A 10691-nucleotide genomic window follows, 5' to 3' on the forward strand; every position below is an offset into this window, starting at 1 on the left:
TGGACCATCAACCCTGCGGCAGGTGTCGGCTACTGGTGGATCTTCGGAGATCCCCCACGCTTTTGCTCCGACCGGCAAATCCGCGGATGGAAGCCACTTCTTCATGCCTAAGATGACCACGGCCCAACTTCGCGGAAGGCCGTGTATGGAACAGGGGAGCCGTCCCTGGCTGGTGACTGGCGTCTAGAAGACCAAGGGAGACCTCTCTCAGTTACCCTCACCCTCGTTCAGACATTCTTTAGGACGTGGTAAGCTCATCCTGTCACCGAGGGCTAAGGGATCAGATGAGGCGTCGGGAGTTCATTGCAGCCTGTGGCAGTGCTGTCTTATGGTCTTTTGGCGCACGCGCCCAGCAGCCTGACCGGCTCCGGCGGATTGGCGTTCTCACCTCAGGTAGCGAGAATGACCCTGAGTCGAAACGCTATTTCGGCTCTCTCGTGCAGGGCCTCCAGAAGCTAGGATGGATCGAAGGCCGCAATTTCCAGTTCGAGATCCGCCGAGCCACAGGAGGGGTGATCACGAAGGAGCTTGCCGATGACCTTGCGAGGTTGCAGCTGGATGTCCTGATCGGCGCCAGCACAGCCGGGCTAAGAATGCTTCAGCAGGCGACACGGACAATCCCCATCGTGTTCATCGGCGTCTCTGATCCTGTACGTGATGGCTTTGTGGCCAGCCTCGCCCGTCCGAGCGGGAATATCACCGGCTTCAGCAGCACCGAACCCAGCATGGTGGACAAGTGGTACGAACTGCTCAAGGGCATTGCGCCTCAGACGGCAAAGGCCCTCATCCTGTTTAATCCCAACACCGCACCTCAATCTCTGTATCTGGAACGGCTCAAGGCAACAGCCCCGTCATTCGGCCTTGAGGCTATTCCGGCCCCTGTCCAGACGAGTGCTGACATTGAGAGCGCTCTGTCACGGGTCAGTGGCGATGAAGGTTGGGGCATGGTTTCGATGCCGGACTCTTTCCTGTGGGTTCACCGCCAGCAGGTGTCCAACCTCGCGGCACAACATCGGGTGCCTGCGATTTATCCTCTCCGCGCGCATGCAACGAGTGGCGGTTTGATCTCCTATGGGGTTGATTTTGTCGACCTATGGGCGCGAGCAGCAACTTACATTGATCGCATTCTGAAGGGTGAGAGGCCGAGCGACCTTTCCGTGCAGAGACCGGTGACGTTTGAGACTGTCGTCAATCTCAAAGCGGCAAAGGCGCTGGGACTTGTGGTGCCTGATGCTGTTCTGGTCCAAGCCGATGAGATCATTGAGTGAGAGCGCCGTGTGGGCATAAATGAGGCCGCGGAATTCTGATAAGCGCCTGTATGGAACGCGACTTAGGGTATTCGTGAAGTGTTCCCGCTGACTTATGGAACGCCGCGCCGGCTATGCAGTAAAATCGGCTCCCGCGAGCGCCTCAGCGCCGGCGCGAATACTGACAGCAACTTGCAGCCAAGCCGGCCTAAACCTGCGGCTCCGTTTAACCTGGATCAAGGCCGCGCTCCAGCGGAGGGCGCATGCTCGGAACCGTGGATTGGTCCTTCCTCCCCCCTCGGGCTCAATCCGCCTCTGAAGGTAAACCTACTCCTGAACTGAAGCCCTCCCTCGTTGGTCGCAGCCGGCGGGGGAGTTTTTCGTCGGGTATGGGAGAGGCCGGGAATGTACCTGGACCCGGCCTCTCCTCGCTTGGTTCAGGAACAGAAATTACGCTAATGCCCGGCTTGGAGAAGCATAGCTGGCTTTGGGGGAACTTGCTTCAGAGCAATGGCCGTACCTCACATGGATCACTTTATTCCTAATAGCCGGAGATGTACCTGACCGAGCTGACGCTAGCGAGACGTCGGTGCCTACTGGCCGGGCGAAGCGGCGGAGGTGATGCCAAGAGCTTAAATTGCCCCTACTCGGCTGTTTTTAAGGTGTGATGTGTGTGACAGGTGTAGTGGAGGTTGCCGGGCGTTTCGTGATGTTTGCGTACGCAGAAGGGTATGCGCCATCTCCCCAATAATAGGTTTAATCCTTTGGCTCTTTCTGTCCTCTGCGGCGGAGCCCTTCATTTCGAATGAATACTGTTGCTTGCCGCTCCTCAGCCACCCGGGCAATAGCCAGCTCGGCAGCTCGTTGGATCTCCTTCACGATAGCCTCAGTGGCATCAGCATCGAGTAAGCCTTTGATCTGCTGCACGGTATATTTTTCGTCCGCACCAAGGCTTTCTTCCAGCCGTGCGACAATCTCGGCGTTCATTGAGCGGTGGTTCTTTTCTGCCTTAGCGGCAATGCGGTCGCGCATTCCCTCAGGCATCCGGAGCATGAACTTGTCTGCGACGTCGCTAGGGGCGGGCGGTTTCTTGGTCATAGCCAAGCCATAGTAGCGATCTGACATTTTCACCATAGTAGCGAGTTGACATTATGTCATTATGACATCATACACAGATGTGTCAAGTCGCTACTATAGGAGTGTGGCATGTACCCGAGTGATCAAGCGCAAAAATTGGTTATTCGCTTGCCGGATGATGTGAAGGTGTTCATTGCCGAGCAGGCGAAGCGCAACGGCAGCTCTCAGAACTCGGAAGTCATCCGTGCGATCCGGAACCGGATGGAACGAGTAGCAGGGGCGCAATCTAGTGGACGCTAGAAACCTTGCCCGTACCCTTGGCGGCCAAGTGATATCACGCAATCGCATTCTTGCTCCTGGCCCAGGCCACAGTCGTCAGGACCGCAGCATGTCGGTTCATTTGGATCCCCAATATCGAGAGGGCTTCTGGGTTATATCTTTCTCGGGTGACGATGAAATCCAGTGCCGGGACCATGTTCGGACTGCGGCAGGGCTTCCCGCTTGGGCTCCATCGTCCCGGGATCAGGCGCCTGTGCTCTGTCCCATTATCGTGCACACCGGACCTAGTGAGGACGAAAACCGCAAGGCCGCATGGCTCCAATCACGTGTATTGGCTCTCTGGGAAGAAGCCTGTGACCCACGCGGCACCATCGTAGAGGCCTATCTCACCCGCTCCAAGGAAGACGGCGGCAGGGGCTTGGCGTATCCCGACGATGTGGCGGATGCAGTCCTGCGATACCATCCAGCCTGTCCTTGGAAGGACGAGAGCGGCACCACCCTTCGGGTTCCGGCCATGGTTGCTGCGATGCGCTGCATCCACACAGACAGGCTCAAGGCCGTCCACCGCACGAGACTAACCCCAGAAGGCCGCAAGGTAGATCGACGCATGCTTGGTGATGCCAAAGAGGCCGCCATCAAGCTCGATCCCGGTGAGGCGGTGACAATGGGTCTTGTTGTTGGCGAGGGCATTGAGACGTGCCTCGCCGCCCGACAGATCGGTCTTCGCCCGGTGTGGGCTCTTGGCTCCGTAGGGAGCATCCAGACGTTCCAGGTGCTCTCGGGCATTGATGCCATAACCCTCCTTGCTGAGACAGACAAAAGGGGTGCGAACGCCCGAGCCATCGACACCTGCGGGACACGCTGGCACGAGGCAGGTCGCGTGGTGATTGTGGCCAGCCCGAAGTTCGGCAGCGACGTAAATGATGCCCTGCAAGGGAAGGTTGCCTAATGGCCAAAATCACACCCCCATCTAATCAAGCGGCAGATATCCTTCACTTTGAGGAGTTCACTCCGGCTAAGGGCGCGCAGAGTAAGGTGAAGCGGTCGAGTTGGGCTGCCAAAGCGAACGAGATCGTTACGGAAGATGGAACGGCTCAGAAGTTTGCCGAAACTTACAGTGATCGACTGCGCTACTGCCACAGCACTGGCGCATGGTTCGTATGGGATGGCACAAGCTGGACACCCAACAAGACCGGGGCTGCCTTCCAATGGGCTCGTGAGCTAGCTCGTAAATTGGCAATCACCCAACCAGATAAAATTAGATACGTGACGAGCAAGGTTAGCTTCGCGGCAGGCGTTGAACGGTTCGCCCGGTCCGACGAGGCTTTCGCTGTTACGATGGATGCTTGGGATAATGATGTATTCCTCCTCGGCACACCGTCCGGAACCGTTGACCTGAGGACAGGGAGTCTCAGGCCAAGTAATCCAAAAGAGGGGCTTACCAAGCTAACGGCTGTCGGCCCTGCGGAGACAGCAAGTTGCCCGCGTTGGATTGCCTTCCTGGAAGAAGCCGCGAACGGGGATCAAGAGCTGATCCGGCTCCTTCAGCAATGGTGTGGCTACGCCCTCACTGGAGACACGAGGGAGCAGTCTCTCTTGTTCGTTCATGGGCCGGGTGGAAACGGAAAAAGTGTCTTTCTGAATGTCCTAACGGGTATCCTCAATGACTATGCCGCAACGGCAGCCATGGAGACACTGACTGCCTCGAAATGGGATAAGCCAACAACCGATCTTGCCATGCTGCGGGGCGCGCGGCTTGTGACCGCCTCGGAGACTGAAGAGGGCCGAGCCTGGGCGGAAGCGCGGATCAAGCAGATGACGGGCGGGGATCCGATTACAGCCCGTTTCATGCGGCAGGACTTTTTCACGTTCAGGCCGGCATTCAAGCTGACCATTGTGGGCAATCATAAGCCTGCGCTTAAGAACGTTGACGAGGCAATGCGGCGCCGTCTCCGGATTGTTCCGTTCATTCATAAGCCAGCCAATCCAGATCGGCAGCTTGAAGAGAAGCTGAAGATCGAATGGCCGGCCATTCTTAGATGGATGATCGATGGTTGCTTGGACTGGCAGACAAGCGGCCTTACCTATCCCCGCAGCGTTGCCGAGGCTACGGATGTCTACTTCTCCGAGCAGGATACCTTTGCGCATTGGCTTGAGGAGGAGTGTGAGTGTGAACCAGGAGCCCCGAAGACCCTGAAGAAGGCTGGGCAGTCCCTGCTGTTCACCTCGTGGCGGGTCTTTGCGACCAATGCAGGTGAGGATCCGGGAGACGCCAAGGCATTCAAGCAGAACATGCAGCGCAGGGGCTTTGAGTACTACCGGACAAAAACCAGCCGAGGGTTCAAGGGTGTAGTGCTCAAGCCCCGTGAGTACCCGGGTGCGGAGGAGTAGCGGAGGTGACAGGTGACGCATGGTGACAACCAATAGCCGATACCTGCTATACGCGTGCGTGCGTAGGGCTGATAAGGCAGGTGACACGTCACTTCCTGTCACCTGTCACCTTTTCCGGGCCAACTTCCCGCGTAAAAGGCGGGGCAGCCTCGTCTCTTCGGCCTGATGAAGGTCTCACGGCGTTCAAGAGGTGCGTCACAGTTCGATCCGAAGTCGACAATCGTGCAAATGTGTGGTATCATAATACCTTGCATTTGGAGTGCTCGATGTCGGTTTCTGGATTGCGAAAAAACGGGGAGAATACGCGGGGCAGACCCTTTCAACAGGGCAATCCCGGCCGGCCCAGAGGCTCAAGGAACAAGGCGACAATGGCCTTGGAGGCCCTCCTGGATGGCGAGGCCGAGGCTATCGCCCGGAAAGCTGTTGAGATGGCCCTCATGGGTGACACGACGGCCATGCGCCTTTGCATGGACCGGATCTTGCCGCCTCGAAAAGAGCGGCCTGTGATGTTTGCCATGCCAAAGTTGGAGAAGGTGGGTGACGCCGTGAAGGCAACCGCAGCCTTGGCTGATGCGGTAGCCAACGGGAACATCACTCCCGGAGAAGCTGGCGAACTGTCAAAGCTCGTGGATGGGTTCACCAAAGCGGTGGAGCTGCACGAGATCCAACAGCGTCTCGACAAGCTGGAAGCCATGCAGGGGCAGAGATGAGCAAGGCCATTCTATCGCGGATTGGGCGGCTGGAGGCCATGGCGTCAGCCAAAAAGGGGCCTCGTCCCTTGCATTGGATCGTCGCCCATTCCCAGGAGGAGGCAGACGCCAAGCAGGCTGCCCTCGTCGCATCGGGTACGGTCTCGGAAGATGACAATTTCATCTACCGGATCATTACGGGGGTTCCCCGCTCGCAGGAGGGAGTTGCCTGATGAACCGGACGACGCTCAACCGCTTGGCGAAGTTGGAGGCCGTTGTCTCCCACCGGGACGGCGTGGTGCATGTCATCCCAGCTCACGGTGACGAGGAGTTTCAGGAGAAGCGGACTGCCTTCCTCGAGGGGCATGGTGCCCATCCCGGGGACGTCTTCGTGCAGGTCCACACGTTCGCCCAAGCCGAACCCTTCACCACAGGAAGGACGATGACGGATCTGCTGGCCTATGTCGCCATGAACGGGTGCAGGCTCCATGACTACGGAAGGATTACCCGATGAACCGCGCCATCCCGAAACGCCTTGAGAGCCTGGAACAGCAGGTTCCGAAGAACACCGACAAGTGGCACACAATCATGGTGGCCAGTGACGAGGAAGAGGAGCAGCAGACCGCTGCCCTGAAGGCGTCCCCAAAATGGGCCGAAGGGGACAATCTGATGGTCATTCGCCTGGTGGGGGTCGAAGTCCCTGAGCGGGTGCGATGAGCCAGGCGACGTTAACCCGCCAGGGGCTCTGATGGCCAAGCAGCGGTCCCTTCCTCTATTCCCCGCTCGCGGCGAGCCCCGGGCTTATCGGGAGCCCAAGGCGCCTGCTCCCAAGGAGTTCGTTCTCCATCGTGCGGTTGCAGACCATCTCCGGGCGTTCGCTCGTCCTGATTGGAGGTGAACGCGTTTCCCGGCTGGAGAGAAGCGAGACCCGCGCACGGCTGCGAAACTGAAGGCCATGGGATTGCAACGGGGCTGGCCTGACTTCCTCCTGGTCGCCCCGGGAGGCTTGCTGCACGCCTTGGAGCTGAAGCGCCAGGGTGAGCCATGGCCGAGGAACAGGAGTCCTTTGCAGCCTGGTGCCGGGAACAAGGAATCCCCTTCGTCTGTACGGATGACCTGCGGGAGGCGATTGTCACCCTATTGGGCTGGGGCGCTCTGAAGAACGAGCTTGCGGCTAGTTCGTCTTGAAGCCTGCGGGCACAATAGGCAGGTGAAGGTCTGGCGCGTGATGTGATTTGGAAGCAGCCACGACAGGTGATCCAAACTTCGGCAGGACTGGCGCTGCGATGACAGCGGCAATGAATACGAATGCTGCAATAATGAACTTAAACAGCCCATAGACAGCAACCAAATTCCTTCTTGTCATTCCGCACCCTTGTGTCGTTGTATTTGCCGGATTGGTGCAGCTTGACTGTGGCTAGATCACGACACGGCTCGAAGCTCCTCCCCCCATTACTATGGGTTTGAGTAACGATTGCACGTGGCTTTGAATCGTTTGCGCAGAGTGTGGGGAATGGCGTCCGGGGCACCCTAGACATCTGATTCAAACATCAACGCACTCGTTGCGAAGCCACGTTCAGGTGTTACAGGACGCGATGAGTCCGCTGCGGTGGCCGCTGACAAGGATTTAGCTCTCTAGGCATGTACACCATCCCGGAGATAGGAAAAGGCGGCTATAGAGTTCCTGAGACGAGCTCAAAGGCGGTTCTGAAGCCTGGAGCAGCAGCAAGGGCGTGGAACAGGTAAAAGCCATTGAACCGCACGCCTGCATAAGCTGCCTTACTGTCGAAGCCTGGTGGGGGAGCTTCCAGAGGGCGCAGGGGCTGCTCAAATGTCCATTGCTCGGGGTCAATGAAGTGAGGAACCGGGCGAACCTCCGGCACGGCGCAGACAATTTCAGGCCGCTGCTTGTTTCTGAACAGGTTGTAGGCGTATTCGTGCGCTTCCGCTGCGCGTGGCAGAATGTGTCGATCAGCCGTCATGGCGTGCCTTCCATGGCAAGTGTTATGCTTTTGACTCGCGACGCCTTCAGCAAAGTCTACTGAACCCGGAGGCTGCCCTGTATTGCTCGGAAGTGGTAGGCGGTTCAGATGGCTTGTCGTACCTTCAGCACGCCCGCTACAACTGAGGCTTTCCGCCATTCGGGGCCTTGGATGTGAAGCCGTGCCTCTGGGCGGGATGGGCCACCTGTGGTCTCCTAATGACGCGCACTGCTCCGGCGCATGAGGTATTCCCAATTCTTGAAGCGCCCGAGGATCCAGGTTGCCGCATCCTCGAAGCTCGGGAACGTTTCTTGCAGCCCGCCTATAGGGCCAAACCCGGCATCAATGAACCAGGGGCTCCTGCCGTTAGGCTCGGTGTGGTCGGAGCGACACACCAGAATAGCCGCCAGCCTGCCGTCCACGAAGACAAGCCGACCATCCTCTTCTCGGGTGAATCCGCTCCCAATGCGGCCAGACTGCCAGGTTACTTTCATGCTGGCAGGAGGGTGCCGTCGCCCGGGGCTGGGTTCATTTACATATGTTGGGCGTGTGCGTTCGCGTGCCCACTCACGGATGGGTATTCTGGACTAGGCAACTTGGAAGGCTCGGCGGGCTCTCTCGCGGATCTCGTCCAGCTCGTCCTGGAGGGAATTGATCTGCCCTTCCAGTTCCTCGAAGGACGAGCACTCCGGCGTGATGAGCAGGCGCTCGTCCTCGCCCCTCGTATAGCGCAGGAGGGCAATCCTGACGGATGCGGGTTGTCGGGGGTGCCGGGTTGGATGTCGAGTTCAAAGGCGCCGAAGACGTGCACGAGGGTCCCCTATCGGTCGGAGTTTGGATTATAGGGCGGAGCCTCACCTGTGCCGAAGTCCGCACGGTGATTGTCAGCATCAGGGAACTGGCGCCCATGTGAACTCTTCCTTTGAGACAGCTTTCATGGAGCGCGAAATGGTTGGCAGTCCAGATCCACGGGATCCGAAACCAGACGATCCTATATTGCCGGAACCGACTCCCTTACCTGAGCTCCCAGAGCTTGATCCTGTTCCAGAAGACGGCACCCCATCGGATCACGGGGAGCTATCGCCTGACGACGTGCCCTATGTTCCGCCTCCAGGTACTCAGTGAAGGGAGAGAGCATCAGTGTCCGACATTCCCCATCCCGACACACCGCAGCCGGACATTCCTGTGCCTTTACAGCCGGATTTGCCGACGCCAGTCCCAGAGACAGAACCAGACGACGCACCTGATCTGCCGCCTGAGCCCTCTGAGCCACCAGGGGATGATGTCCCAAAGGTTGGCTAGCGAAACCTCATCCCCGCCCGCGTCAGCGGAAGCGAGGTGTGGTGTAGCGGTGCTAGAGAGTGTGCCTAATCAGGTACCATCAGAGAGGCCGCGAGCGCACGGTTCTTGATACTGGAGGCTCTATGCTGGTGGCACGTCCGCTGAAGATTGTTGGCGAGCTTAGGCTGCCCATGTTGCTCCAGTTCGTCGGCCAACAGAGCCAGACGCGAGGCCATGTCCTCCTGTGCCTGGGCTGCATTCTCCAGAGCGGCCTTGTAGTCCAGGAGCGCTCGTCTCACGTCAGGAGGGTCTCGCATGCCGATGTCTCCTACCGCTGGGCCACCGTCAGCCGTGGGGACCACAAGGGCCTGAGAAGGGGCTCAGCAACAACCCCGCCGATGACAGCAAAGGAGGCCAGGATGAGCCCGATCCGGCCATAGAGCGTCAGTCGATCCTTGTGGGTCATAGATACCCTCTCAATCGGCATGCCTGATGGATACCGTAAAGGGCTCTCTGCCTGTTGCCAATATTAGCTGCGCTGAACTGGCTCTCTCACCCTAAAGCTGGATGAGGTCACAAAGACACCGGCAACAGTCGTTTCACGGGTTTGGGATGGCTCTTAATTCCAAGCGCGGCTGTCTCCTTCTTTGAAGACCGTAGCTTTCTCGAGATGGGGCTAGAAGCGCCCCCTGCGCTCGTACTCTCGCCTGAGATCGTCGAGCCTCCGGCTCAGACCCTCGATAGCCCGGGTGACGTCACGGACGTCGTCGCGGCTGACTGCTGCCTGACCATTGGAGAGTAAGCTGGTCTCATGTCTCGCATCTGGGCAGTCGGGCAGCCCGTCCCGCTGAAAGCGAAGGCTCAGGGGGTCCCCAAGCCTGAAGTAGGTGCATCCGCTTTCGGGATCCCGCCAGATGGCTGGAGTGTCCTGGGCGAGGACGGGAGTGGTGCTGAGAAGGCTGACCACAAGGATAAGGGTTCGCATTGTCCCAGTATCGACCTAAGGCCTGAGATCCGCCTAACGCTCTGATGGATAGGAGCGCCGTTGCACCTCCTTCGATCCTGCCACTTCAGTCGCAACGAACGTCGCCTTAGTCTGCTTGAACTTTTAGCTGGCATCACCATATCTCTGCTGTGGGCGCTGCCGATCCGGCCGGCCTCGAAAGCCTCCTCTGATTTCTCTGGTATCTTCAATCGATCAACTCGATTGGATCCGGCTGCATGAGGCTGTGTGGGCGCGTGATAAATCTCCCTTGCATTCGCCGGGAGATCGATTATGTGTCCCCTCCCCGCGCCACCGCGAGAGCAGGTGAGCGCCTTTATCCAGACACGGTGACCATCAGTTCCTGAGCCCTTGCGCGGGAGCGATGTTGCGCCTTCAGACGCGCGTAGTTCGAGGCCTGATGGGCTTGAGCGCAGGTTCTGAGAGCGAAGTTCCTTGTGTCCGGCTCTGCCATGAGTGAGTGAAAGTTCGAAGTGTATTCGAAGTATTCACTTGGCTCCTCTGGCGACAATCCGCATAGGAGTCGAAGGTCTTTGGATCGTTCGACGAAGATCAACGCAGAAACAATGCTGTTTCTGCGGACGTTACTTCTTTGCCTGTGGTTGTCTATACTTAACATGGTTAACAGTGGCTCGCAGGAAATCTGAAAATAACTTCTGAAGGGCGTTGACATCGGAACGGGGGTTGGCTAAATAAGCTTCATCGACGGCGGATCACTTGGTGGTTTGCCTGGTGGGCCTTC

13 protein-coding genes are annotated in these 10691 nt (G+C 58.3%); 8 read left to right on the top strand and 5 right to left on the bottom strand.

Features of this window, described 5'->3' with window-relative positions:
• Positions 1-284 precede the first annotated feature (284 nt).
• Positions 285-1268, top strand: coding sequence for an ABC transporter substrate-binding protein (locus tag JKG68_RS28650; protein ID WP_202065434.1), 984 nt, complete (start codon positions 285-287; stop codon positions 1266-1268).
• A gap of 735 nt (positions 1269-2003) precedes the next feature.
• Here the strand turns inward: JKG68_RS28650 and JKG68_RS34360 are convergent.
• Positions 2004-2381 (bottom strand): Arc family DNA-binding protein, encoded by a 378-nt coding sequence (locus JKG68_RS34360; RefSeq protein ID WP_312891020.1) that lies wholly within the window; start codon positions 2379-2381, stop codon positions 2004-2006.
• A 72-nt stretch (positions 2382-2453) separates the two neighbouring features.
• Between JKG68_RS34360 and JKG68_RS28660 the strand changes: the two genes are divergently transcribed.
• The 7 genes from JKG68_RS28660 (at position 2454) to JKG68_RS28690 (ending at position 6400) form a co-directional block, all read left to right on the top strand.
• Entirely contained in the window at positions 2454-2624 is a 171-nt protein-coding gene (locus JKG68_RS28660) for an Arc family DNA-binding protein (protein WP_202065436.1), read from the top strand.
• 88 nt (positions 2625-2712) lie between these two features.
• On the top strand, positions 2713-3552 hold the full coding sequence (locus tag JKG68_RS28665) for a DUF7146 domain-containing protein (RefSeq protein WP_202065438.1): 840 nt from the start codon (positions 2713-2715) through the stop codon (positions 3550-3552).
• Positions 3552-4994: a phage/plasmid primase, P4 family gene (locus tag JKG68_RS28670; RefSeq protein WP_202065440.1), complete on the top strand. Its 1443-nt coding sequence runs from the start codon at positions 3552-3554 to the stop codon at positions 4992-4994. The genes JKG68_RS28665 and JKG68_RS28670 overlap by 1 nt, the downstream gene beginning before the upstream one ends.
• Before the next feature lie 266 nt (positions 4995-5260).
• A complete protein-coding gene (locus tag JKG68_RS28675) occupies positions 5261-5704 on the top strand; it encodes a DUF5681 domain-containing protein (RefSeq protein WP_202065441.1) in 444 nt (147 codons plus the stop codon).
• A complete protein-coding gene (locus tag JKG68_RS28680; RefSeq protein ID WP_202065442.1) occupies positions 5701-5916 on the top strand; it encodes a hypothetical protein in 216 nt (71 codons plus the stop codon). The genes JKG68_RS28675 and JKG68_RS28680 overlap by 4 nt, the downstream gene beginning before the upstream one ends.
• Positions 5916-6197 (top strand): hypothetical protein, encoded by a 282-nt coding sequence (locus JKG68_RS28685; protein ID WP_202065443.1) that lies wholly within the window; start codon positions 5916-5918, stop codon positions 6195-6197. The genes JKG68_RS28680 and JKG68_RS28685 overlap by 1 nt, the downstream gene beginning before the upstream one ends.
• A complete protein-coding gene (locus JKG68_RS28690) occupies positions 6194-6400 on the top strand; it encodes a hypothetical protein (protein WP_202065444.1) in 207 nt (68 codons plus the stop codon). The genes JKG68_RS28685 and JKG68_RS28690 overlap by 4 nt, the downstream gene beginning before the upstream one ends.
• A gap of 956 nt (positions 6401-7356) precedes the next feature.
• Here the strand turns inward: JKG68_RS28690 and JKG68_RS28695 are convergent.
• The 4 genes from JKG68_RS28695 to JKG68_RS28710 all read right to left on the bottom strand — a co-directional run bounded on the left by JKG68_RS28695 (position 7357) and on the right by JKG68_RS28710 (position 9931).
• Positions 7357-7665 carry a hypothetical protein gene (locus JKG68_RS28695; RefSeq protein ID WP_246515996.1) on the bottom strand — a complete coding sequence of 103 codons (309 nt, stop codon included), beginning with the start codon at positions 7663-7665 and terminating at the stop codon, positions 7357-7359.
• 1367 nt (positions 7666-9032) lie between these two features.
• Entirely contained in the window at positions 9033-9263 is a 231-nt protein-coding gene (locus tag JKG68_RS28700) for a hypothetical protein (protein ID WP_202065445.1), read from the bottom strand.
• Between the two features lie 11 nt (positions 9264-9274).
• On the bottom strand, positions 9275-9412 hold the full coding sequence (locus JKG68_RS28705; protein WP_202065446.1) for a hypothetical protein: 138 nt from the start codon (positions 9410-9412) through the stop codon (positions 9275-9277).
• Positions 9413-9622: 210 nt separating this feature from the next.
• Positions 9623-9931, bottom strand: a complete 309-nt coding sequence (locus tag JKG68_RS28710) for a hypothetical protein (protein WP_202065448.1) — start codon at positions 9929-9931, stop codon at positions 9623-9625.
• Positions 9932-10691 lie beyond the last annotated feature (760 nt).

This window comes from Microvirga aerilata (assembly GCF_016743775.1).
Lineage (GTDB): Bacteria > Pseudomonadota > Alphaproteobacteria > Rhizobiales > Beijerinckiaceae > Microvirga > Microvirga aerilata.